Origin of the sequence: Streptomyces sp. NPDC001903 (assembly GCF_042891345.1) — a bacterium.
Taxonomy (GTDB): Bacteria; Actinomycetota; Actinomycetes; order Streptomycetales; family Streptomycetaceae; genus Streptomyces.
The window spans coordinates 118,130-140,456 of record NZ_JBIASZ010000016.1 but is presented as its reverse complement, the minus strand read 5'-3'; the positions used below and the strand labels follow the sequence as shown (position 1 = coordinate 140,456).

The window sequence follows — 22,327 nt, the reverse complement described above, 5'->3', positions numbered from 1 at the left end:
TCCTGATCCTAGAGCGGGGGAAGGGCGGGGAGGGGGCCGCCGACGACAGTGAGGTGTGCGCCCCCGTCCCCGCGGCCCGCGAGCCAGGCGAGGAGCTCGGCGCCGGTGCCGAGCACGGTGACCGGGCCGCCCTCGGTGCCGCCCGTGTGCCAGGTGGAGCCGTCGCCGTCGCCTTCGATCTGCAGGGTCACCGGGGGCACCTCCGGGCGTCCGGACCAGCGGTCGGCGAGGAAGGCGATCTCGCGCGCGGTGAACTCCCGCGGGAGGTCGGAGAGCTCGTAGCCGATGTTCAGGTCGACGTGGTGCAGCTCCACCTCGACGAGGCGGCGGAACGGCACGTTCGAGGCCAGGTCCGTGACGCCGTTGCGCAGCTCGACGGTGCGCGACCAGTCCTGGTCCTGCTCGGTCTGCGCCAGGAACGCGGCGTGGGTGGCGCGCACGTCGGCGAGCTGGACCTCCAGGGGGCGCGGGGCGTCGCGCTCGATGTCGCGGTCGCGGGCCTCGGCGCTCTCGTACATCGGGCGGCCGGCGAAGACGTTGACGAGGGCGTCCGCGTTGCGCGCCAGGTGGGCCAGGACGTGGCCGCGGGTCCAGCCCGGCAGATGTGACTCTTCGGCCAGGGCCGCGTTGTCCAGTTTCGCGAGAGCGGTCAGCATTCGGTCCGTGGCTTCACGTACAGATTGCAGGTCGTGCACATGATCAGTCATGGATCCGAGCCTAGTGCCGCCGACCCCTGGCCACACGAACGGGTGAACCCGTCTGCCGAGTGCCGTAAATCGAATGCGCGTGCTATACGCTCGAAGTCCAAGCTCTTCTCCATCGCAGAGGCGCCCACCCAGCCAGCCGTACGCTGGACAGTCGGGGGCCCCGTGCCCCCGCTCTCTCAAGAAAGGTGCGGACCGGCGTGACCGACCGTCTCATCGTTCGTGGCGCTCGCGAGCACAACCTCAAGAACGTCTCGCTCGACCTGCCCCGCGACTCCCTCATCGTCTTCACCGGACTCTCCGGTTCGGGCAAGTCCTCCCTGGCCTTCGACACGATCTTCGCCGAGGGCCAGCGCCGCTACGTCGAGTCGCTCTCGTCGTACGCCCGCCAGTTCCTGGGGCAGATGGACAAGCCCGACGTGGACTTCATCGAGGGGCTCTCGCCGGCCGTCTCGATCGACCAGAAGTCGACCTCCCGCAACCCGCGTTCGACGGTCGGCACCATCACCGAGGTCTACGACTACCTCCGCCTGCTCTTCGCGCGCATCGGCAAGCCCCACTGCCCCGAGTGCCGCCGCCCCATCTCGCGCCAGTCGCCGCAGGCGATCGTCGACAAGGTGCTGGCCCTCCCCGAGGGCAGCCGCTTCCAGGTGCTCTCGCCGCTGGTGCGCGAGCGCAAGGGCGAGTTCGTCGACCTCTTCTCCGACCTCCAGACCAAGGGCTACAGCCGGGCGCGGGTGGACGGGGAGACCATCCAGCTCTCCGAGCCGCCCGCGCTGAAGAAGCAGGAGAAGCACACGATCGAGGTGGTCATCGACCGCCTCACCGTCAAGGAGAGCGCCAAGCGCCGGCTCACCGACTCCGTGGAGACCGCCCTCGGCCTCTCCGGCGGCATGGTGATCCTGGACTTCGTCGACCTCGCCGAGGACGACCCCGAGCGTGAGCGGATGTATTCCGAGCACCTCTACTGCCCGTACGACGACCTGTCGTTCGAGGAGCTGGAGCCGCGCTCCTTCTCCTTCAACTCCCCCTTCGGCGCCTGCCCCGAGTGCACCGGCATCGGTACGCGCATGGAGGTGGACCCGGAGCTGATCGTCCCCGACGAGGACAAGTCCCTCGACGAGGGCGCGGTCTCGCCGTGGTCGCTGGGCCACACCAAGGACTACTTCCAGCGGCTGATCGGCGCGCTCGCCGGCGAGCTGGGCTTCCGTACGGACATCCCGTGGGCCGGGCTGCCGCAGCGGGCGAAGAAGGCCCTGCTGTACGGGCACAAGACCCAGATCGAGGTCCGCTACCGCAACCGGTACGGGCGGGAGCGGGCGTACACGACCGCCTTCGAGGGCGCCGTGCCGTTCGTCAAGCGCCGGCACGCGGAGTCCGAGAGCGACGCCAGCCGCGAGCGCTTCGAGGGCTACATGCGCGAGGTGCCCTGCCCGACCTGTGAGGGCACCCGGCTCAAGCCGATCGTGCTCGCGGTGACGGTGATGGACAAGTCCATCGCCGAGGTCGCCGCGATGTCGATCAGCGAGTGCGCGGACTTCCTGGGGCGGATGCGGCTGGACGCCCGCGACAAGAAGATCGCCGAGCGGGTCCTGAAGGAGGTCAACGAGCGGCTGCGCTTCCTCGTCGACGTCGGCCTGGACTACCTCTCGCTGAACCGCGCCGCCGGCACGCTGTCGGGCGGCGAGGCCCAGCGCATCCGGCTGGCCACGCAGATCGGCTCGGGGCTGGTGGGCGTGCTGTACGTACTGGACGAGCCGTCCATCGGCCTGCACCAGCGGGACAACCACCGGCTGATCGAGACGCTGGTGCGGCTGCGGGACATGGGCAACACGCTGATCGTCGTCGAGCACGACGAGGACACCATCAAGGTGGCCGACTGGGTCGTGGACATCGGCCCCGGCGCCGGTGAGCACGGCGGCAAGGTCGTGCACAGCGGCTCGCTGAAGGAGCTGCTGAAGAACTCCGAGTCGATGACCGGGCAGTACCTGTCCGGGAAGCGGTCCATCCCGGTGCCGGACATCCGCCGTCCCGTGAACGGGGAGCGGAAGCTCACCGTGAACGGCGCCAAGGAGAACAACCTGCGGGACATCGACGTGTCCTTCCCGCTGGGCGTGCTCACGGCGGTCACGGGCGTATCGGGCTCGGGCAAGTCGACGCTGGTCAACGACATCCTGTACACGCACCTGGCGCGCGAGCTGAACGGCGCCCGGTCGGTGCCGGGACGGCACACGCGGGTGGACGGGGACGACCTCGTCGACAAGGTCGTGCATGTCGACCAGTCGCCGATCGGGCGGACCCCGCGCTCCAACCCGGCGACGTACACGGGAGTCTTCGACCACGTCCGCAAGCTCTTCGCGGAGACGATGGAGGCGAAGGTGCGCGGCTACCTGCCGGGCCGCTTCTCCTTCAACGTGAAGGGCGGCCGGTGCGAGAACTGCTCCGGCGACGGCACCATCAAGATCGAGATGAACTTCCTGCCGGACGTCTACGTCCCGTGCGAGGTCTGCCACGGCGACCGGTACAACCGGGAGACGCTGGAGGTCCACTACAAGGGCAAGTCCATCGCCGAGGTCCTGAACATGCCGATCGAGGAGGCGCTGCACTTCTTCGAGGCCGTTCCCACGATCTCGCGGCACCTGAAGACGCTGAACGAGGTGGGGCTCGGGTACGTCCGGCTCGGCCAGTCGGCGCCGACGCTCTCGGGCGGTGAGGCGCAGCGCGTGAAGCTGGCGTCGGAGCTGCAGAAGCGCTCGACGGGCCGGACGGTGTACGTGCTGGACGAGCCGACGACGGGTCTGCACTTCGAGGACATCTCGAAGCTGATCAAGGTGCTGTCGGGGCTGGTGGACAAGGGGAACTCGGTGATCGTCATCGAGCACAACCTGGACGTCGTCAAGACCGCGGACTGGGTCATCGACATGGGCCCCGAGGGCGGCTACGGGGGCGGCCTGGTGGTGGCCGAGGGCACCCCGGAGCAGGTCGCCTCGGTGGGCGCGAGCCACACCGGCAAGTTCCTGCGGGACATCCTGGGGGCGGAGCGGGTCTCGGACGCGGCGGCGCTCGTGGCCCCGCCGAAGAAGGCCGCCGCGAAGCGGACGACGGCCAAGAAGACCGCGGCTGCGGCTGCGGCTCCGGCGAAGAAGGCCGCCGCCAAGAAGACGACGGCCCGGGCCCGCAAGGCCTGACCGCGCGGAGACGGGCGGAGGAGGGCAGGGGAGGGCCCCCGCAGCCGTGAGGCTGCGGGGGCCCTCCCGCACTCCCGTGGGCGGCTCCACCCCCGTGGGGGCCGCCCGGGCATGGCCCCCGGGGTCAGGCCGCCACGCCCACCGCCCGGCCGGCCGTCGACGGGTCCGTCAGGGAAGCCAGCAGGGCGTCCGCGACGTCCGCGCGGGAGATCGTGCGGGCGTTCGGGACATTGGCGCCGATCACCCGGCGGTAGCTGCCGGTGCGCGGTTTGTTCAGGAGGCGCGGAGGGCGGATCACCGTCCACTCGGTGCCGCTGGCGCGGAGGGTCGCCTCCATGACCGCCAGGTCCGCGTACAGATCGCGCAGGGCCCGGCGCAGCAGGGGGAGGAAGACCCTGCGGGCCACGAACCCGTCGGTCTCGACGTCCGGACCGACCGGAGCCGCGCTCACCGCCGCCAGGCGGCTCACGCCCGCCCGGTCCATCGCCGAGACGACGGCCCGCAGCGCCGGCCCGGTGACCGGGGTGAGCCGGGCCTGCCGGTTGCTCGCCGAGCCCAGCGCGGAGATCACCGCCGACCGGCCCGTGAGGACCGGGACCAGCGCGTCCTCGTCCGTCAGATCGCGCACCACGGCCACCTGGAGGCGCTCGTGCGCCGGCACGTCCAGCCGGGCGGGGTCGCGCACCACCGCCGTCACCTCGTGACCCGCGTCGAGGGCCTGTCGCACCACCTCGCGGCCGACGCCGCCCGTGGCTCCGAACACCGTCAGTTTCATCGCCGGCTCCCGTTCAGGGCGTCCAAGGGTGGGTGAGCATTTACTCACCCCTTCTTCCGCTAGGGTGAGTGAATGCTCACCCCGAAGTCAAGCCGGCCCACCCCCGAGCGGCTCCTCGACGCCGCCGAGAAGCTCATGCGCACCATCGGCCTCGCCAACACCACGACCAAGGCCATCGCCCGCGAGGCCGGCTGCTCCGAGGCGGCGCTCTACAAGCACTACGCGAACAAGGAGGAGCTCTTCGTGCGCGTCCTCATGGAGCGCACCCCGAACGCCGGGCCGCTCATGGCCGAGCTCGACCGCGACCACGCCGAGCGCTCCGTCGAGGAGGGGCTCGTCGCGATCGCCCGCCACGCCTCGCTCTTCTACGCCGACGCCGTGCCCATGGCCGCCTCGCTCTTCGCCGAGCCCGCCCTGCTGACCCGGCACCGCGAGGGCGTCCAGGAGATCGGCACCGGCCCCCACGTCGTACGCGACGCCCTGGCCGGCCGGCTGCGCCGCGAGCTGGAGCGCGGGCGGCTGCGCCCCGACGCCGATCCGGAGGCGGCCGCCGCGCTGCTGCTCGGCGCCTGCTTCCAGCGGGCCTTCTTCCTGCACTTCTCCGGCCCCGAAGTGGTCCGGCCGGTCGAGGAGTTCGCCCCCGCCGTGGCCCGGACCCTGTGGGCCGCTATCCGCTGAGCTCCGCCGCGTACGGCGGCTCCGCGCCCGCCCGGGTACAGGTCAGCGCCGCCGCGTGGGCCGCGTAGGCCAGCACCCCGGGCCAGTCCACCGGATCGCCGGCCGGGAGGGCCGACAGCCGGTGCAGCAGGGCCGCGTTGACGGTGTCGCCCGCGCCGATCGTGTCCGCCACCGCGACCCGGCGGGCCGGCACCTCGTACTCCGCGCCCTCCCGGGTCCGGACCGACAGCCCCTGCGCACCCCGGGTGAGCACCACCGCCGAGGGCCCCGCCGCCAGCCAGTCGCCGATCCGGCCGCCCAGCCACCCGGCGTCCTCCTCCGACAGCTTGAGGACGGAGACGTACGGCAGCCAGCCCAGGAACCGGGCCCGGTACGCCGTCGGATCCCCGATCAGCGCCGGGCGGATGTTGGGGTCGAGCAGGGTCAGCAGCCCGCGCCCGGACTCCCGGCGCAGCAGGGCCTCGTACGCGCTCGCGCCCGGCTCCAGCGCGAGGGAGCAGGTGCCGAGCGCCAGGGCCCGGGTACCCGCGGGCAGCGCCGGGGGCAGGGTGAACAGCCGGTCGGCCGTGCCCTCCACGTAGAAGCGGTACGCCGCCGAGCCGTCCGGGGCCAGCGAGGGCACGGCGAGGGTGGTGGGCTCCGGCCCGCGCTGCACCATCGAAAGGTCCACCCCGGCCGCGCGCAGCCCGTCGAGCAGGCCCTCGCCGAAGCCGTCCACCGAGACCCGGGAGCAGAAGGCGACCTCCGCACCGAGCCGGCCGAGCGCCAGGGCGGTGTTGTACGGCCCTCCGCCCGGCCGCGGCAGCAGCGCACCCGGCGGCTGCGCCACGGGCACGAGGTCGATCAGGGCTTCTCCACCGACGACGATCACGCGGGGGAAGGTATCCCATCGGGCGGCCGGATCGGGCGGCGGTATCGTCGGGAGCCCAGCAGAAGCACCAGAACCACCCGCACCAGCCCCCAGGCCAGGAGAACCGCATGTCCGCGTCGCAGCCCGCCGCCCGCCGTACCGTCCTCAGGGGCGCCGCCGCGATCGTCGGGGCCGTCGGTGGCGGGGCCGCGCTCGCCGCCTGCTCCACCGAGGGCAACAGCGGCTCCGGCTCCCCGGCGGTCCCGGCCGCCCCGGTGGAGCTCGGCGCCGTCTCCGAGGTCCCGGTCGGCGGGTCGAAGCTGTTCCGGGAGAAGAAGCTGGTCGTCAGCTGCCCGGCCGAGGGCCAGTACAAGGCGTTCAGCGCCCAGTGCACCCACGCCGGCTGCGTTCTGGACAAGATCGACGACGGCGAGGGCAACTGCCCCTGCCACGGCAGCCGCTTCGACGTGACGACCGGCAAGGTGCTGCGCGGCCCGGCCACCGACCCGCTGCCCGCCGTCCCGGTCAAGGCCGAGGGCGGCAAGCTCATCGCGGGCTGACGCGGGGCCGGGCCGGTCCGATCCGCAGGCCACGGCCTACGCCCAGTCCCAGGCGATGCCCAGCAGCCCGCGCCGCACCTCCGGCTCCACCAGGTGCACGGCGCGGTGGCGCCCGCTCGGCGTCAGGTCCGTCAGCCCGCTGCGCGGAGCATCCGGCCCGGACCGGCTGAACCGCCGGCAGCGCACCGGCAGCGCCGCCTCGTCGAAGCGGACCTGGAGCACGTACTGGCCGCCGCTGTAGCTGAACCCGCGCACGTACTCGGTGCAGCGGCCGCCGGTCCCGTCCTCGAAGCCGTAGCCGAAGACGTACGTGTCCCCGGCGCGCAGCCGGGCGTCGAAGAGCAGTTCGGCGACCAGCACCTCGGCCTCGGGGTGCCAGCGCACGCGTCCGGTCCGGCAGTTCTCGTCCGCCCGTACGCGGACCCTGGCCGGGTCGCAGCCGGGGTCGCCGTGGTGGACGGCCAGGTACCGGTCGACCCCGTCGCGGTGGGCCCGTACGACGTGCTGCGACTCGCGGCCCAGCAGCCGGCCGCCCGCCCCGATCCGTACCCGCTCGTGGTGGCCGACGGTGTGCAGGCCGCCGTCGGTGGGCAGCTCCATGCCGGCCAGCAGCCCCTCCACGGCCGCGCCGACGCTGACCAGGGCCCGGTAGGAGCGGGCCGGCGGGCGGACCGCCTCGGGTCCGGCGCCCTCCGGGGCGGCCAGCAGCCGCAGCAGGGTCCCCTCGGGCAGCTCCAGGATCTGCTCCAGGGCCCGCACGGCCTTCAGGGACTCGGGGCGGCTCGGCCGGCGGGCGCCCTGCTGCCAGTAGCTGAGGCTGGTCACGCCGAGCTTGATGCCGCGGGCCGCGAGCCGGTGCTGTACGCGGTGCAGGGGGAGGCCGCGAGCGGTGAGGGCGGCGCGCAGGGCGAGGTGGAACGGGCCGGAGCGCAGCAGATGCCCCAGCTCCTGCGCGCTCGTCTCCGCGCCCGCCGGCGTGCTGTCCCGCGTGCTCTCCCCGGTCGACCGCATGACGGCTCCTCCTGTGAACATTCACGCGCGGTGGGGCGGGAGAGCTCGCCGGTGGCACCCGGGGTCCAGGTGAAAGGACGGCAGTCGTTCACACTGCGGTCCCGCCGTTCACACTGCAATGTCACGGCGTATTGAAGCCTGTTGACCTGATCGCGACAACACCCTGATGCTCCTCAGCAGCGTCCGGACGCGCTCCTCCAACCCCCACCCTCCCCGGCCCCACCGGGGAGATCCCCACACGGGAGGAACGCGATGCGCAACCGAATCCGGCGGCGGCTTTCCCTGGCCGCCGTCCTCACCGCCGTCCTCTTCACCCTGCCCACGGGCACCGCCACCGCCGCCGGTGCCGCCGCGGCTCCCGCCACCGCTTCCCCCACGAGCGGTGCCGGCGCCGATTCCGCCCTCGCCTACAAGCGCCTGAACATCACCATGCAGGCGCAGGCGAAGACCAACTGGTGCTGGGCCGCGAGCGGCAACACCATCGCGACCTGGTTCGGCCGGAACTACACCCAGAACCAGTTCTGCAACGCCGCCTTCAACCGCCAGCAGGGCTACGACTGCCCCAACAACCAGGCCACCCTCGGCAACGTCCAGACCGCCCTGAACTGGGCGGGCATCAACTCCGGTTCGTACGTGAACGGCTGGCTGCGCTACACCACCGTGCAGAGCGAGATCGACGCCGACCGGCCGGTCGAGACCCGGATCCAGTGGTCCAACGGCGGCGGGCACATGCACGTCCTCTACGGCTACGACACCGCCAACAGCTGGGTCTACTGGGGCGATCCGTGGCCGTCCAGCGACCGCTACAACTGGGCCTCGCACGCCTGGTACGTGGACAACAGCACCTTCTCCTGGACCCACTCGCTCTACCGGATCGGGGCGTGAGCGCCATGACCAAGCGTGTTCCCGCCGCGCTCCTCGCCGCGGCCGCCGCCGCCCTCGTGGCAGTGGCGGCCCCGCAGGCCTCGGCCGCGCCCGTACCGCAGCCGCAGTCCGTCACCGCCGAGACGAAGGCCGCGGCCGCGCAGGCGGCCACCGCCCCCGACACCCTGGCCACGCTGTCCCGCTTCTTCGCCCGCGAGGGCAAGGTCGCGCCGAACGCGGCGCAGCCGCGGATCGAGGGCGAGGCGGTACCGGTCAGCCACCTGTCCCCGGACTTCGTGGCGGGCCGGGCCGGGGCACCGGTGGCCCGGCTGGAGTTCCTCGCCAGCAAGGCGGTCTCCTCCGACGGGCAGCAGGCCGCGCTGTGGACCGTCCGCACCGAGGCGGGGTGGCAGGTCGTGAACATCGCCACCGGCGACGACGAGTTCCGCTACGCGCGGCTCGGCGCCGCGAAACTGCCGGGCGGCACGGTGTTCCGGGAACCGCAGATCGACGCGTGGTACGTGGCCGAGGGGAGCAGGGTGCTGCCGCTGGACGAGGACGCGGAGCGGGCCGTCGGCGCGCAGGGCACCAGCCTCTCCGCGTACCGGGCGCGGGTGACGCGGGCCTACGGGGACAAGCTTCCGGGGTCGGCGTACGCGAAGGGCGGCAAGGCCGGCGGGTACGCGGCGGGCGCCGCCGATGCCGATGCCGGTACGCCGGTGGCCGCGGCGGCGGGCGCGGGAGCGCTCGCGCTGGGCGCGGCCGGATCCGTGGCCGTGCTGCGGCTGCTGCGCCGGCGCACCGCCGCGCGGGGCTGACCCCCGTCGACCCCCGCAGGGTCCGGCCGTCCCCCCGGACGCCGGGCCCTGCGGGCTGCGAGGCCCCTCCCCGCCCTGGCCCCGCTCCCCGGGCGCCGCCCCCGCACCACCGCGCCCGAACACCGGCGGGGCCGGATGCGCGGGGGGCCGGAGTGACACCCCGGGAAGGGGGGACGGCGGAGTCCGTTGTCAGCCCCCGCAAGTAGGGTGGTTGGCATGGCCGACCCTTCCAGCTACCGTCCCGCGCCGGGGCAGATTCCCGACTCCCCGGGGGTCTACCGATTCCGCGACGAGCACCGCCGGGTGATCTACGTCGGGAAGGCCAAGAGCCTGCGCCAGCGGCTGGCCAGCTACTTCCAGGACCTCGCCGGGCTGCACCCGCGCACCGCCACCATGGTGACCACCGCCGCCTCCGTCGAGTGGACCGTCGTCTCCACCGAGGTCGAGGCGCTCCAGCTCGAGTACTCCTGGATCAAGGAGTACGACCCCCGGTTCAACGTCAAGTACCGGGACGACAAGAGCTACCCCTCCCTCGCCGTGACGATGAACGAGGAGTATCCGAGGGTCCAGGTCATGCGCGGGCCCAAGAAGAAGGGCGTGCGGTACTTCGGGCCCTACGGGCACGCCTGGGCGATCCGCGAGACCGTCGACCTCATGCTGCGGGTGTTCCCGGTGCGGACCTGCTCCGCCGGGGTGTTCAAGCGGTCCGCCCAGATCGGCCGGCCCTGCCTGCTCGGCTACATCGGCAAGTGCTCCGCGCCCTGCGTCGGCCGGGTCACCCCCGATGAGCACCGCGAACTCGCCGAGGACTTCTGCGACTTCATGGCCGGGCGGACCGGTACGTACCTGTCCCGCCTGGAGCGGCAGATGCACGAGGCCGCCGAGGAGATGGAGTACGAGAAGGCCGCCCGGCTGCGCGACGACATGGGAGCGCTGCGCCGGGCCATGGAGAAGAACGCCGTCGTCTTCACCGATGCCACCGACGCCGACCTCATCGCCGTCGCCGAGGACGAGCTCGAAGCGGCCGTGCAGATCTTCCACGTCCGCGGCGGGCGCGTGCGCGGGCAGCGCGGCTGGGTCACCGACAAGGTCGAGGCCGTGGACACCGCCGGCCTCGTCGAGCACGCCCTCCAGCAGCTCTACGGGGAGGAGAGCGGCGAGGCCGTCCCCAAGGAGGTGCTGGTCCCGGCCCTGCCCGAGGACGCGCCCGCGCTGGGCCAGTGGCTCGCCGAGCGGCGCGGCTCCCTGGTGAGCCTGCGCATCCCGCAGCGCGGGGACAAGAAGGCCCTGATGGAGACCGTCCACCGCAACGCGCAGCAGTCCCTGGCGCTGCACAAGACCAAGCGCGCCAGCGACCTCACCACCCGCTCCCGGGCCCTGGAGGAGATCGCCGAAGCCCTCGACCTGGACGGCGCGCCGCTGCGCATCGAGTGCTTCGACATCTCGCACCTCCAGGGCGACGACGTGGTGGCCTCGATGGTCGTCTTCGAGGACGGGCTGGCCAGGAAGAGCGAGTACCGGCGCTTCGCGATCAAATCGTTCGAGGGACAGGACGACGTCCGGTCCATGCACGAGGTGGTCTCGCGGCGCTTCCGCCGCTACCTCCAGGAGAAGCTGAAGACCGGCGAGTGGTCCCCGGAGGACGGCGAGGAGGGGGAGAACCCCCTCGCCGAGGACGACGGGCGCCCGAAGCGCTTCGCGTACCCGCCGCAGCTCGTCGTGGTCGACGGCGGGCAGCCGCAGGTGGCCGCCGCCCAGCGGGCCCTGGAGGAGCTCGGCATCGACGACGTGGCCGTCTGCGGGCTGGCGAAGCGGCTCGAGGAGGTCTGGCTGCCCGGCGAGGACGACCCGGTGGTGCTGCCCCGCACCAGCGAGGGGCTCTACCTGCTCCAGCGGGTGCGTGACGAAGCCCACCGCTTCGCCATCCAGTACCAGCGGAACAAGCGCGGAAAGCGGCTCAAGGCGGGCCCTCTCGACGAGGTGCCCGGTCTCGGCGAAAGCCGCAGGCAGGCCCTGGTCAAGCACTTCGGTTCGGTGAAAAAGCTGAGACAGGCGACAATCGACCAGATCTGCGAGGTGCCGGGCATAGGCCGCAAGACCGCCGAGACCGTCGCCGCGGCGCTCGCCCGGTCGGTTCCCGCCGGTCCTGCCGTCAACACGGCGACAGGAGAGATCATTGAGGATGAGACCCCGCCCCCGCGGGTGGGGGCACCTCCCGGCGGCAGCCGGGGGACATCGTCCGAACGGGGGACCGAGCAATGACCGAGCGCGAGACCGACCAGACGAGCGGCGAGACGGCCGAGCAGATGACCGACCACACGACCGAGCACGACCGAGACGGAGCACAGGTGAGTACGGGCACGACAGTGGAGCCCGGAGATACCGCCGAGGCGGCCATCCCCGAGCTGGTGATCATCTCCGGCATGTCCGGGGCCGGGCGCAGTACGGCGGCCAAGTGTCTCGAGGACCTCGGCTGGTTCGTCGTCGACAACCTCCCGCCCGCGCTGATCCCCACCATGGTGGAGCTCGGAGCCCGCTCGCAGGGCAACGTGGCGCGCATCGCCGTCGTCGTCGACGTCCGCGGCCGCCAGTTCTTCGACGCCCTGCGCGAGTCCCTCTCCGACCTCGACAGCAAGGGCGTCACCCGCCGCATCGTCTTCCTGGAGTCCTCCGACGACGCGCTGGTCCGCCGCTTCGAGTCGGTCCGCCGCCCGCACCCCCTCCAGGGCGACGGCCGCATCACCGACGGCATCGCCGCCGAGCGCGACCTGCTGCGCGAGCTGCGCGGCGACGCCGACCTGGTCATCGACACCTCCAGCCTGAACGTGCACGAGCTGCGCGCGAAGATGGACGCCCAGTTCGCGGGCGACGAGGAGCCCGAGCTGCGGGCGACCGTCATGTCCTTCGGCTACAAGTACGGCCTCCCCGTCGACGCCGACCTCGTCGTCGACTGCCGCTTCATCCCGAACCCGCACTGGGTCCCCGAGCTGCGGCCCTTCACCGGGCTCAACCCGGAGGTGTCGGGCTACGTCTTCAGCCAGCCCGGCGCCAAGGAGTTCCTCGACCGCTACACCGAGCTGCTCCAGCTCATCGCCACCGGCTACCGCCGCGAGGGCAAGCGGTACGTGACCATCGCGGTCGGCTGCACCGGCGGCAAGCACCGCAGCGTGGCCATGTCCGAGAAGCTCGCTGCCCGCCTCGCCTCCGAAGGAGTCGAGACCGTCGTGGTCCACAGGGACATGGGGCGCGAGTGACCGGACGGACCCTGCGGCTGCGCCGCCTGCGCCGCCTCACCTCGGGGCGGGACGAGGACGGCGCGGGCCGCACCGGGCTGCGCCGCGGCGCGCCCCCCAAGGTGGTCGCACCCAAGGTCGTCGCCCTCGGCGGCGGCATGGGCCTGTCGGCCTCCCTGGCAGCCCTGCGCCGGATCACCGGCGAGCTCACCGCCGTCGTCACCGTCGCCGACGACGGCGGCTCCAGCGGCCGGCTCCGGGAGGAGCTCGGCGTGCTGCCGCCCGGCGACCTGCGCAAGGCGCTGGCCGCGCTGTGCGGCGACGACGACTGGGGCCAGACCTGGGCCCGCGTCATCCAGCACCGCTTCCAGTCGGCCGGCGCCCTGCACGAGCACGCGGTCGGCAACCTGCTGATCGTCGCCCTGTGGGAACAGCTCGGCGACCCCGTCCAAGCCCTCGACCTGGTCGGGAAGCTGCTGGGCGCGCAGGGCCGGGTGCTGCCCATGTCGGCGGTGCCCTTGGAACTGCAGGCGCTGGTGCGCGGCCACGACCCCGCCCGCCCGGGCGAGGTCGACACCGTGCGGGGGCAGGCCACGGTGGCCACCACCCCCGGCGAGGTGCTCTCCGTACAGGTCGTGCCCGGGGACCCGCCGGCCGTGCCCGAAGCCGTCGCGGCGGTCCTGGACGCGGACTGGGTGGTGCTCGGCCCCGGGTCCTGGTTCTCGTCCGTGATCCCGCACCTGCTGGTGCCGGAACTGCTCGACGCGCTGATCGAGACCAAGGCCCGCAGGGTCCTCTCGCTGAACCTCGCGCCGCAGCCCGGCGAAACAGAGGGCTTCTCTCCGCAGCGTCATTTGGAGGTTTTGGCCCGACACGCCCCTAAACTCGCCCTGGACGTGGTGCTGGCCGACGAGGCCGCCGTGCCCGACCGCGAGTCCCTCGCCGATGCCGCAAAACGGTTCGGTGCCGCGGTCGAGCTGGCGCCGGTGGCCAGGGAAGACGGCTCTCCGAAGCATGACCCGGAGCTGCTCGCCGCCGCGTACGACCGTATTTTTCGGATGCATGGAAGGATCGGCCCATGGCGATGACGCCAGCGGTGAAGGATGAGATCTCCCGGCTCCCCGTCACCCGGACCTGCTGCAGGAAGGCGGAGGTCTCGGCGATTCTTCGGTTCGCGGGCGGGCTGCACCTGGTGAGCGGGCGGATCGTCATCGAGGCGGAGCTGGACACCGGGATCGCTGCCCGGCGCCTGCGCAAGGACATCCTGGAGATCTTCGGCCATTCCTCGGACCTGGTCGTCATGGCCCCCGGCGGACTGCGCCGCGGCAGCCGGTACGTCGTGCGGGTCGTGGCCGGCGGTGACCAGCTGGCGCGCCAGACGGGCCTCGTGGACGGCCGCGGCCGCCCCATCCGGGGTCTTCCGCCGCAGGTGGTCTCCGGGGCCACCTGTGACGCGGAGGCGGCCTGGCGCGGCGCCTTCCTGGCCCACGGCTCGCTCACCGAGCCGGGCCGGTCCTCCTCCCTGGAGGTGACCTGCCCCGGTCCGGAGGCCGCCCTGGCCCTGGTGGGCGCCGCCCGCCGGCTCTCGATCGCCGCCAAGGCGCGCGAGGTGCGCGGCGTGGACCGGGTCGTGGTCCGCGACGGCGACGCGATCGGCGCCCTGCTGACCCGGCTCGGCGCGCACGAGTCGGTGCTGGCCTGGGAGGAGCGGCGGATGCGGCGCGAGGTGCGCGCCACCGCCAACCGCCTCGCCAACTTCGACGACGCCAACCTGCGCCGTTCGGCGCGGGCCGCGGTGGCCGCCGGCGCCCGGGTCCAGCGCGCGCTGGAGATCCTCGGCGAGGAGGTCCCCGAGCACCTCGCGGCGGCCGGCCGGCTGCGCATGGAGCACAAGCAGGCCTCCCTGGAGGAGCTGGGCGCGCTCGCCGACCCGCCGCTGACGAAGGACGCGGTCGCGGGCCGGATCCGCCGCCTGCTGGCGATGGCCGACAAGCGGGCGCAGGACCTGGGCATCCCGGGCACCGAGTCCAACCTGAGCGAGGACCTCGCCGACAACATGGCCGGCTAGCCGCCCGGTTCGTCGTACGCCCGGCGGCAGCCCGCCGTCCGCCGGGTACTCCGTACGCCTCGCGCCGTACGTCTCAAAGGGGCCCGCACGTCACACGTGCGGGCCCCTTTGAGACACGCCCCATTGACATGAGCATCCCTTGATCGTGAGCCTGTCGTCCGAAGGCTTTCGTGGCAGACGACGCCCAGGGGGGCACATGAGGCACCGCGCGAGATCGATCCTCGCCGCAAGCGCACTCGTCATCGGAACCACACTGGCCGCCCTCCCGGCGGCCCACGCCCGGCCCGCCGCAGACGCCTCACCCGGCGCCGACGAGGTGCGGGTCTACGACGCGGACGTCACCAAGGAGCAGGTGCCGCTGCTCCTCGCCGCGGGCCAGGACGCCCACGAGCTCACCGAGCGCGCCCCGGAGACCGGGACCGCCAAGGTCGAGCTGTTCCTCACCGGCGCCCAGGCCAAGGAGCTCGCCGGCCAGGGCGTCAAGCTCGCCGAGCACAAGGTCCCGGCGAACGCCGCCCGCACCCAGGCCGTCGGCGACGGGGTCTTCCGCCCGTACAGCGGCAAGGGCGGGCTCCAGGAGGAGATCCTCAAGACGGCCCAGGCCAACCCCGGCCTCGCCAAGGTGGTCTCCATCGGCAAGACCGTCCAGGGCAAGGACATCCTGGCCCTGAAGGTCACCAAGAACGCCCGCACCACCAAGGACGGCGGCAAGCCGTCCGTGCTGTACATGTCCAACCAGCACGCCCGTGAGTGGATCACCCCCGAGATGACCCGGCGGCTGATGCACCACACCCTCGACAACTACGGCAAGGACCAGCGGATCACCAAGCTGGTGGACTCCACCGAGCTGTGGTTCCTGCTCTCCGCCAACCCGGACGGGTACGACTACACGCACTCCGCCGACGGCGACCGGCTGTGGCGCAAGAACCTGCGCGACAACAACGGGGACGGCAAGATCACCACCGGTGACGGCGTCGACCTCAACCGGAACTTCGCCTACAAGTGGGGCTACGACAACGAGGGTTCCTCGCCGAACCAGTCGAGCGAGACCTACCGCGGCACCAAGGCGTCCTCCGAGCCGGAGACCGTCGCCCTCGACAGGTTCGAGAAGCGCGTCGGCTTCAAGTACGCCATCAACTACCACTCCGCCGCCGAGCTGCTGCTCTACGGCGTGGGCTGGCAGGTGGCCACCCCGACTCCGGACGACGTCGCCTACAAGGCGCTCGCCGGCACCCCGGAGAACTCCGCGATCCCGGGCTACTACCCGCAGGTCTCCTCGGAGCTCTACACCACCAACGGCGAGGCCGACGGCCACGCCGCGAACGTCAACGGCATCATGATGTTCACGCCGGAGATGACCACCTGCCAGACGGCCTCGGCGAGCGACCCCAATGACCGGTGGAAGCCCGAGGACTGCCGGTCCGGCTTCAACTTCCCGGACGACGAGAAGCTGATCCAGGCCGAGTTCGCGAAGAACGTGCCCTTCGCCCTCGCCGTCGGCGAGAGCGCAGCCCACCCGGACCAGCCGAAGTCCTCCGTCGGCCTGAGCGCCGCCGACTTCACCCTGGACCCCTTCACCACCTCCTACGTGGCCAAGGGCGAGGACCAGACGGTCTCCGTCACCGCCCGCAAGGCGCTGAAGGACAAGCAGCTCAAGTTCCGCATCAACGGCGGCCGTACCCACGACGACGGACTGCGGGCCTGGAAGGGCGGCGACGTCTACGGCGGCGACGACAACAACTGGTTCGACGAGTACCGGGCCAAGGTGGACGGCGCCAAGCCGGGCGACAAGGTCGAGGCCTGGTTCACCGGCCGCGACGGCTCCGGCCGGCAGGTCTCCAGCGGGCACTTCACGTACACGGTGGCCGAGCGGCCGCGCGCCGACGTGCTGGTGATCGCCGAGGAGGGCGCCAAGGCCCAGCACGCGCAGGAGTACGTCGACGCCCTGCGCGCCAACGGCAGGTCCGCGGCGGTCTGGGACGTGGCCACGCAGGGCGCCCCGCACCACCTCGGCGTGCTCTCCCACTTCCGTACGGCCGTCCACTACACCGGCGCCAAGACCCCCGGCGGCGACACCCAGCTCGCCGTACGGGACTTCCTCAACGAGGGCGGCAAGCTGATCGAGGCCGGCGAGCTCGCGGGCGGCAACGCCCAGGTCGGCCGCGCCGTGACGGACGACTTCAGCCAGTACTACCTCGGTGCCTACAGCCGTACGAGTGCCGGCGGCGCGAAGGGCTTCACCGGTACGGGTGCCCTCGCCGGGGCCAAGGGCGGCCTGGGCGACGCGGCGGGCAACCCGTTCAACGCCCCCGGCTCCTACGCGGTCACCTCCGACTCCCTGCCGGCGGCGCAGTTCCCGCAGTTCAAGAGCGCGCAGGCCGGCCAGTACGCCGGGGTCGTGAACCCGTACGCCCCCTACTCCGGCACGGGGATGGCCGCGGCCACCCACGACGACGACGAGTGGAAGCGGCTGACCCGCACCATCGACCTGACCAAGGTCACCGCCGCCGACAGGCCGCAGCTCAAGATGGCCCTCAACTGGAACACCGAGCCGGGCTACGACAACGCGATCCTGGAGGCGCACACCACCGGCGCCGAGGACTGGACCACGCTGCCCGAGGCCGGCGGCCTGACGGGCACCACCGTCCCGACGGAGTGCGAGGCCGGGTTCTACGTCAACGGCCATCCGTTCCTGAAGCACTACCTCACCCTCGACAGCGCCGGCTGCACCGCCAGTGGCACCAGCGGTCAGTGGAACAGCTTCACCGGCTCCTCCGAGGGCTGGAAGCAGGTCGCCTTCGACCTGAGCGCGTACGCGGGCAAGACCGTCGAGGTCTCCCTCTCGTACGTCTCGGACGGCGGCTCCGGCGGCCGCGGCCTCTTCGCGGACGACGCGCGCGTCTCCGTCGGCGGAGCCGACCAGGCCGTGGAGGGGTTCGAGACCTCCCTGGGTGCCTGGACCGCCCAGGGGGCACCTGCCGGAAGTCCCGTGGTGCCGGGCGATTGGGCCCGGTCCGGCGAGCTGTTCACGTCGTACGCATCGGTGACTACGCGTAACACGGTGCTTCTCGGTTTCGGCCTCGAACACCTGCCGGCGGCGGCGGACCGAGCCGTACTCGTCGGTAAGGCGCTCAGGTCGCTGCACCGCTGATCATACGAGCCCTCTTCGCTCACTCTGAGTGATGGGGGCCGAAGTCCCCGGGGTCCCGTGCCGAGCGCAGGGTACGGGCCCCGGGGGCGGTCTCCCGTGTGGCAGGAGGAGTGTCAGGTCCCGGCCGATGTCACTCAAAAGCTCACGGAGAGGTAGGGTCGTAAGCGGTCGGGGACATCCCATACAGCTCGCCGGCGGGACAGGCCGGCGCACCAACGAGGAGATCGGTTCGTGACGATCCGCGTAGGCATCAATGGTTTTGGCCGAATTGGCCGCAACTACTTCCGGGCGCTCCTTGAGCAGGGAGCGGACATCGAGATCGTCGGTGTCAACGACCTGACTGACAACGCGACCCTGGTGCACCTGCTCAAGTACGACACCATCCTGGGCCGCCTCAAGGCCGAGGTCTCCCACACCGACGACACCATCACCGTCGGCGGCAACACCTTCAAGACGTTCGCCGAGCGCGACCCCGCGAACCTGCCCTGGGGCGAGCTCGGCGCGGACATCGTCATCGAGTCGACGGGCATCTTCACGAAGAAGGCCGACGCCGCCAAGCACATCGCCGCAGGCGCGAAGAAGGTCCTCATCTCGGCTCCGGCCAAGGACGAGGACATCACGATCGTGATGGGCGTCAACCAGGACAAGTACGACGCGGCCAACCACCACGTCATCTCCAACGCCTCCTGCACCACCAACTGCGTGGCGCCGATGGCCAAGGTTCTCGACGAGAACTTCGGCATCGTCAAGGGCATGATGACCACGGTCCACGCGTACACGAACGACCAGCGCATCCTGGACTTCCCGCACTCGGACCTGCGCCGCGCCCGCGCCGCCGCAGAGAACATCATCCCGACCTCGACGGGTGCCGCCAAGGCCACCGCTCTGGTCCTCCCGCAGCTCAAGGGCAAGCTGGACGGCATCGCCATGCGCGTCCCGGTCCCGACCGGCTCGGTCACCGACCTCGTCCTGGAGCTCTCCCGCGAGACCACCAAGGAAGAGATCAACGCCGCCTTCCAGAAGGCCGCCGAGGGCCAGCTCAAGGGCATCCTCGACTACACCGAGGACGCGATCGTCTCCTCCGACATCGTGAACTGGCCGGCTTCCTGCACCTTCGACTCCTCTCTGACCATGGTTCAGGACGGTACGCAGGTCAAGGTCGTCGGCTGGTACGACAACGAGTGGGGCTACTCCAACCGCCTCGTCGACCTGACCGTCTTCGTCGGCGGTCAGCTCTAAGTCTCAGGTAGCAGGGCCAGGCACCAAGATGTGAGGACAGGGTCCGGTCAGCGCGATGGAGCGCTGCACGGGCCCTGTCGTCTGCCTCCACCGAACGGCCCCGCACCGGCAGAACCCGTGTATGGGGATAAGGAGTAGAAACACATGAAGACGATCGACGAACTGCTCGCCGAAGGCGTGGCCGGCAAGCGGGTCTTCGTCCGCGCCGACCTGAACGTGCCGCTCGCGGGCGACACGATCACCGACGACGGCCGCATCCGCGCCGTGCAGCCGACCATCGCGAAGCTCGCCGAAGCCGGCGCCCGCGTGATCGTCGCCTCGCACCTGGGCCGCCCCAAGGGCGCCCCGGACCCGGCCTTCTCGCTCGCTCCGGCCGCCAAGCGACTCGGTGAACTGCTCGGTGCGGACGTCGCGTTCGCCACCGACACCGTCGGTTCCTCCGCCAAGGAGACCGTCGCCGCCCTCGCCGACGGCCAGGTCGCCGTCATCGAGAACCTGCGCTTCAACGCCGGTGAGACCTCGAAGGACGACGCCGAGCGCGGCGCCTTCGCGGACCAGCTCGCCGAGCTCGCCGACGTCTACGTCGGCGACGGCTTCGGCGCCGTCCACCGCAAGCACGCCTCGGTCTTCGACCTGCCCGCGCGCCTCCCGCACGCGGCCGGCTCCCTGATCGCCACCGAGGTCGGCGTGCTGAAGAAGCTGACCGCCGAGGTCAAGCGCCCGTACGTGGTCGTCCTCGGCGGCGCCAAGGTCTCCGACAAGCTCGCCGTCATCGACCAGCTCCTCGGCAAGGCCGACCGCATCCTCATCGGCGGCGGCATGGCGTACACCTTCCTCTACGCCAAGGGCTACGAGGTCGGCATCTCCCTGCTCCAGAAGGACCAGGTGGACGTCGTCAAGGAGTACATGGAGCGCGCGGCGAAGAGCGGCGTCGAGCTGGTCCTGCCGGTGGACGTCCTGGTCTCCGCGGACTTCCCGGACCTGAAGACCAAGGCCCCGGCCGACTTCGAGACCGTCGACGCGGACAAGATCCCCGCCGACAAGGAGGGTCTGGACATCGGTCCCAAGACCCGTGAGCTGTACGCGTCGAAGATCGCCGACGCGGAGACCGTCTTCTGGAACGGTCCCGTGGGCGTCTTCGAGCACCCCGACTACGCCGGAGGCACCCGCGCCATCGCGCAGGCCCTCGTCGACAGCAGCGCGTTCACCGTGGTCGGCGGCGGCGACTCCGCCGCGGCCGTGCGCACGCTCGGCTTCGACGAGAACGCTTTCGGTCACATCTCGACCGGTGGCGGCGCCTCCCTCGAATACCTCGAGGGCAAGACGCTCCCCGGCCTCGCCGCACTGGAGGTCTGAACCCGTATGACCACGCGTACCCCGCTGATGGCGGGCAACTGGAAGATGAACCTCAACCACCTCGAGGCCATCGCCCACGTCCAGAAGCTCGCCTTCGCGCTCGCCGACAAGGACTACGACGCCGTCGAGGTCGCGGTCCTGCCGCCCTTCGTCGACCTGCGCTCGGTCCAGACCCTGGTCGACGGCGACAAGCTGAAGATCAAGTACGGCGCCCAGGACATCTCGGCGCACGACTCCGGCGCCTACACCGGCGAGATCTCCGGCTCCATGCTCGCGAAGCTGAAGTGCACGTACGTGGCCGTCGGCCACAGCGAGCGCCGCCAGTACCACGGCGAGAGCGACGAGCTCTGCAACGCCAAGGTCAAGGCCGCCTACCAGCACGGGATCACCCCGATCCTGTGCGTCGGCGAGGGCCTCGACGTCCGCAAGGCCGGCCGGCAGGTCCCGCACACCCTCGCCCAGGTCGACGGCGGCCTCAAGGACCTCCCGGCCGAGCAGGTCGAGTCCATCGTGATCGCGTACGAGCCCGTCTGGGCGATCGGGACCGGCGAGGTCGCCACCCCCGAGGACGCGCAGGAGGTCTGCGGGGCGATCCGCACCCGCCTCGCCGAGCTCTACTCCCAGGAGCTGGCCGACAAGGTCCGCATCCAGTACGGCGGCTCGGTCAAGTCCGGCAACATCGCGGCGATCATGGCGCAGCCCGACGTCGACGGCGCCCTGATCGGCGGCGCGGCGCTGGACGCGGACGAATTCGTGAAGATCGTCCGCTTCCGCGACCAGTGAGCTGCGTGATCGTCGCAGCGAGTATGCGGTAGGACGGATCCGTCGTACCCTTGCGGGGGCCAGGAGGCTGAACCACCAGCCACTGGCCCCCGCGCACGTCAAGCGGGGCCGGACAGCCGGAAAACCCAGAAAGTAGGAATCAGCCGTGGTTATGGGGTTCTCGATCGCCCTGATCGTGTTCAGCGCTCTGCTGATGCTGCTCGTGCTGATGCACAAGGGCAAGGGCGGCGGCCTTTCCGACATGTTCGGCGGCGGCATGCAGTCCTCCGTCGGCGGCTCCTCGGTCGCGGAGCGCAATCTGGACCGCATCACCGTCGTGGTCGGTCTGCTCTGGTTCGCCTGCATCATGGCGCTCGGGATTCTGCTGAAGTAGCGGAGCCGACGGTTCTGGCCATTGTGCCGGTCCGGTCGGCTCCACCCCGCCTATGATGAGGACGGCGTCCACGGCCTGGAGTGAGTAACTCCATGTGATGGACGTGCGTTGGGCCTTACGTAGACTGGGGCGCCCGCGGCGGAATCCACTCACGCTTCGCGGCACCATCACGCAGGGAGTTACGACCGTGGCAAGTGGCAACGCGATCCGTGGCAGTCGGGTCGGAGCGGGGCCGATGGGTGAGGCCGAGCGCGGCGAGTCCGCGCCCCGCCTGCGCATCTCCTTCTGGTGCTCGAACGGGCACGAGACGCAGCCGAGCTTCGCCAGCGACGCGCAGGTGCCGGACACCTGGGACTGCCCGCGCTGCGGGTTCCCGGCCGGCCAGGACCGGGACAACCCGCCTGCGCCGCCGCGTACCGAGCCCTACAAGACGCACCTGGCGTACGTGCGGGAGCGCCGGTCGGACGCCGACGGCGAGGCGATCCTCGCCGAGGCGCTCGCCAAGCTCCGCGGTGAGATCTGACGGAAGCAAGAGTGACGGTGTGACATCGGGCCCGGCCCGCAGGAGTCTTCTCCAGCGGGCCGGGCCCCTTTGCGTACCCCGCGCCGAAGGCGCTGTCCGGCACACCCCCCTTTGATCCCTTAAGTTGGTGATCGGCGGGGCACGACAGGACGG

The 22,327-nt window shown here is 71.5% G+C and carries 19 protein-coding genes; 15 read left to right on the top strand and 4 right to left on the bottom strand.

Annotation, left to right across the window (positions count from 1 at the left end; genetic code table 11):
* Positions 1–8: 8 nt before the first annotated feature.
* Complete coding sequence (locus ACFYZS_RS30250) at positions 9–707, bottom strand: maleylpyruvate isomerase family mycothiol-dependent enzyme (protein ID WP_389019304.1); 699 nt, start codon at positions 705–707, stop codon at positions 9–11.
* A gap of 197 nt (positions 708–904) precedes the next feature.
* Between ACFYZS_RS30250 and uvrA the strand changes: the two genes are divergently transcribed.
* A complete protein-coding gene (gene uvrA, locus ACFYZS_RS30245) occupies positions 905–3,892 on the top strand; it encodes an excinuclease ABC subunit UvrA (protein WP_389019301.1) in 2,988 nt (995 codons plus the stop codon).
* A 124-nt stretch (positions 3,893–4,016) separates the two neighbouring features.
* On the opposite strand, the gene ACFYZS_RS30240 is transcribed toward uvrA, so the two are convergent.
* Positions 4,017–4,667 carry an NAD(P)-dependent oxidoreductase gene (locus tag ACFYZS_RS30240; protein WP_389019298.1) on the bottom strand — a complete coding sequence of 217 codons (651 nt, stop codon included), beginning with the start codon at positions 4,665–4,667 and terminating at the stop codon, positions 4,017–4,019.
* 72 nt (positions 4,668–4,739) lie between these two features.
* Between ACFYZS_RS30240 and ACFYZS_RS30235 the strand changes: the two genes are divergently transcribed.
* Positions 4,740–5,345, top strand: a complete 606-nt coding sequence (locus ACFYZS_RS30235) for a TetR/AcrR family transcriptional regulator (RefSeq protein ID WP_389019295.1) — start codon at positions 4,740–4,742, stop codon at positions 5,343–5,345.
* Here the strand turns inward: ACFYZS_RS30235 and ACFYZS_RS30230 are convergent.
* On the bottom strand, positions 5,335–6,216 hold the full coding sequence (locus ACFYZS_RS30230) for a carbohydrate kinase (RefSeq protein WP_389019292.1): 882 nt from the start codon (positions 6,214–6,216) through the stop codon (positions 5,335–5,337). The genes ACFYZS_RS30235 and ACFYZS_RS30230 overlap by 11 nt on opposite strands.
* A 107-nt stretch (positions 6,217–6,323) precedes the next feature.
* Here ACFYZS_RS30230 and ACFYZS_RS30225 point away from each other — a divergent pair, with 107 nt between their 5' ends.
* Positions 6,324–6,755 (top strand): Rieske (2Fe-2S) protein, encoded by a 432-nt coding sequence (locus ACFYZS_RS30225; protein WP_389019289.1) that lies wholly within the window; start codon positions 6,324–6,326, stop codon positions 6,753–6,755.
* A gap of 36 nt (positions 6,756–6,791) precedes the next feature.
* Here ACFYZS_RS30225 and ACFYZS_RS30220 read toward each other — a convergent pair whose 3' ends face one another.
* A complete protein-coding gene (locus tag ACFYZS_RS30220) occupies positions 6,792–7,766 on the bottom strand; it encodes a hypothetical protein (protein ID WP_389019286.1) in 975 nt (324 codons plus the stop codon).
* A 252-nt stretch (positions 7,767–8,018) separates the two neighbouring features.
* Here ACFYZS_RS30220 and ACFYZS_RS30215 point away from each other — a divergent pair, with 252 nt between their 5' ends.
* The 12 genes from ACFYZS_RS30215 (at position 8,019) to ACFYZS_RS30160 (ending at position 22,174) form a co-directional block, all read left to right on the top strand.
* Positions 8,019–8,651: a papain-like cysteine protease family protein gene (locus ACFYZS_RS30215; RefSeq protein WP_389019283.1), complete on the top strand. Its 633-nt coding sequence runs from the start codon at positions 8,019–8,021 to the stop codon at positions 8,649–8,651.
* Between the two features lie 5 nt (positions 8,652–8,656).
* Positions 8,657–9,448, top strand: a complete 792-nt coding sequence (locus ACFYZS_RS30210) for a hypothetical protein (protein WP_389019280.1) — start codon at positions 8,657–8,659, stop codon at positions 9,446–9,448.
* A gap of 216 nt (positions 9,449–9,664) precedes the next feature.
* The gene (gene uvrC, locus ACFYZS_RS30205; protein WP_389019277.1) at positions 9,665–11,710 is read left to right on the top strand and encodes an excinuclease ABC subunit UvrC; all 2,046 of its coding nucleotides are present in this window, start codon (positions 9,665–9,667) and stop codon (positions 11,708–11,710) included.
* A 44-nt stretch (positions 11,711–11,754) separates the two neighbouring features.
* A complete protein-coding gene (gene rapZ, locus ACFYZS_RS30200; RefSeq protein WP_030858943.1) occupies positions 11,755–12,702 on the top strand; it encodes an RNase adapter RapZ in 948 nt (315 codons plus the stop codon).
* Positions 12,699–13,769 (top strand): uridine diphosphate-N-acetylglucosamine-binding protein YvcK, encoded by a 1,071-nt coding sequence (yvcK, locus tag ACFYZS_RS30195; RefSeq protein ID WP_389019275.1) that lies wholly within the window; start codon positions 12,699–12,701, stop codon positions 13,767–13,769. Before rapZ ends, yvcK begins: the two co-directional genes overlap by 4 nt.
* Entirely contained in the window at positions 13,760–14,749 is a 990-nt protein-coding gene (gene whiA / locus ACFYZS_RS30190; RefSeq protein ID WP_030160342.1) for a DNA-binding protein WhiA, read from the top strand. The genes yvcK and whiA overlap by 10 nt, the downstream gene beginning before the upstream one ends.
* A 196-nt stretch (positions 14,750–14,945) precedes the next feature.
* Positions 14,946–17,900: a M14 family zinc carboxypeptidase gene (locus ACFYZS_RS30185; RefSeq protein WP_389019272.1), complete on the top strand. Its 2,955-nt coding sequence runs from the start codon at positions 14,946–14,948 to the stop codon at positions 17,898–17,900.
* Positions 17,901–18,131: 231 nt separating this feature from the next.
* The gene (gene gap / locus ACFYZS_RS30180; protein WP_030160344.1) at positions 18,132–19,139 is read left to right on the top strand and encodes a type I glyceraldehyde-3-phosphate dehydrogenase; all 1,008 of its coding nucleotides are present in this window, start codon (positions 18,132–18,134) and stop codon (positions 19,137–19,139) included.
* Positions 19,140–19,283: 144 nt separating this feature from the next.
* Complete coding sequence (locus ACFYZS_RS30175; protein ID WP_389019269.1) at positions 19,284–20,495, top strand: phosphoglycerate kinase; 1,212 nt, start codon at positions 19,284–19,286, stop codon at positions 20,493–20,495.
* Positions 20,496–20,501: 6 nt separating this feature from the next.
* Entirely contained in the window at positions 20,502–21,278 is a 777-nt protein-coding gene (gene tpiA / locus ACFYZS_RS30170; protein WP_389019266.1) for a triose-phosphate isomerase, read from the top strand.
* A 145-nt stretch (positions 21,279–21,423) separates the two neighbouring features.
* Positions 21,424–21,651, top strand: a complete 228-nt coding sequence (gene secG, locus ACFYZS_RS30165; protein WP_099893408.1) for a preprotein translocase subunit SecG — start codon at positions 21,424–21,426, stop codon at positions 21,649–21,651.
* Positions 21,652–21,838: 187 nt separating this feature from the next.
* Positions 21,839–22,174, top strand: coding sequence for an RNA polymerase-binding protein RbpA (locus ACFYZS_RS30160; protein ID WP_010352468.1), 336 nt, complete (start codon positions 21,839–21,841; stop codon positions 22,172–22,174).
* Positions 22,175–22,327 lie beyond the last annotated feature (153 nt).

Excerpts from the sequence above, each read along its gene's own strand:
- ACFYZS_RS30250 (WP_389019304.1), bottom strand. The coding sequence starts at position 707 with ATGACTGATCATGTGCACGACCTGCAATCTGTACGTGAAGCCACGGAC.
- ACFYZS_RS30240 (WP_389019298.1), bottom strand. The coding sequence starts at position 4,667 with ATGAAACTGACGGTGTTCGGAGCCACGGGCGGCGTCGGCCGCGAGGTG.
- ACFYZS_RS30235 (WP_389019295.1), top strand. The coding sequence starts at position 4,740 with ATGCTCACCCCGAAGTCAAGCCGGCCCACCCCCGAGCGGCTCCTCGAC.
- ACFYZS_RS30225 (WP_389019289.1), top strand. The coding sequence starts at position 6,324 with ATGTCCGCGTCGCAGCCCGCCGCCCGCCGTACCGTCCTCAGGGGCGCC.
- ACFYZS_RS30220 (WP_389019286.1), bottom strand. The coding sequence starts at position 7,766 with ATGCGGTCGACCGGGGAGAGCACGCGGGACAGCACGCCGGCGGGCGCG.
- ACFYZS_RS30215 (WP_389019283.1), top strand. The coding sequence starts at position 8,019 with ATGCGCAACCGAATCCGGCGGCGGCTTTCCCTGGCCGCCGTCCTCACC.
- ACFYZS_RS30210 (WP_389019280.1), top strand. The coding sequence starts at position 8,657 with ATGACCAAGCGTGTTCCCGCCGCGCTCCTCGCCGCGGCCGCCGCCGCC.
- uvrC (WP_389019277.1), top strand. The coding sequence starts at position 9,665 with ATGGCCGACCCTTCCAGCTACCGTCCCGCGCCGGGGCAGATTCCCGAC.
- rapZ (WP_030858943.1), top strand. The coding sequence starts at position 11,755 with ATGACCGACCACACGACCGAGCACGACCGAGACGGAGCACAGGTGAGT.
- whiA (WP_030160342.1), top strand. The coding sequence starts at position 13,760 with ATGGCGATGACGCCAGCGGTGAAGGATGAGATCTCCCGGCTCCCCGTC.
- ACFYZS_RS30185 (WP_389019272.1), top strand. The coding sequence starts at position 14,946 with ATGAGGCACCGCGCGAGATCGATCCTCGCCGCAAGCGCACTCGTCATC.
- ACFYZS_RS30175 (WP_389019269.1), top strand. The coding sequence starts at position 19,284 with ATGAAGACGATCGACGAACTGCTCGCCGAAGGCGTGGCCGGCAAGCGG.
- tpiA (WP_389019266.1), top strand. The coding sequence starts at position 20,502 with ATGACCACGCGTACCCCGCTGATGGCGGGCAACTGGAAGATGAACCTC.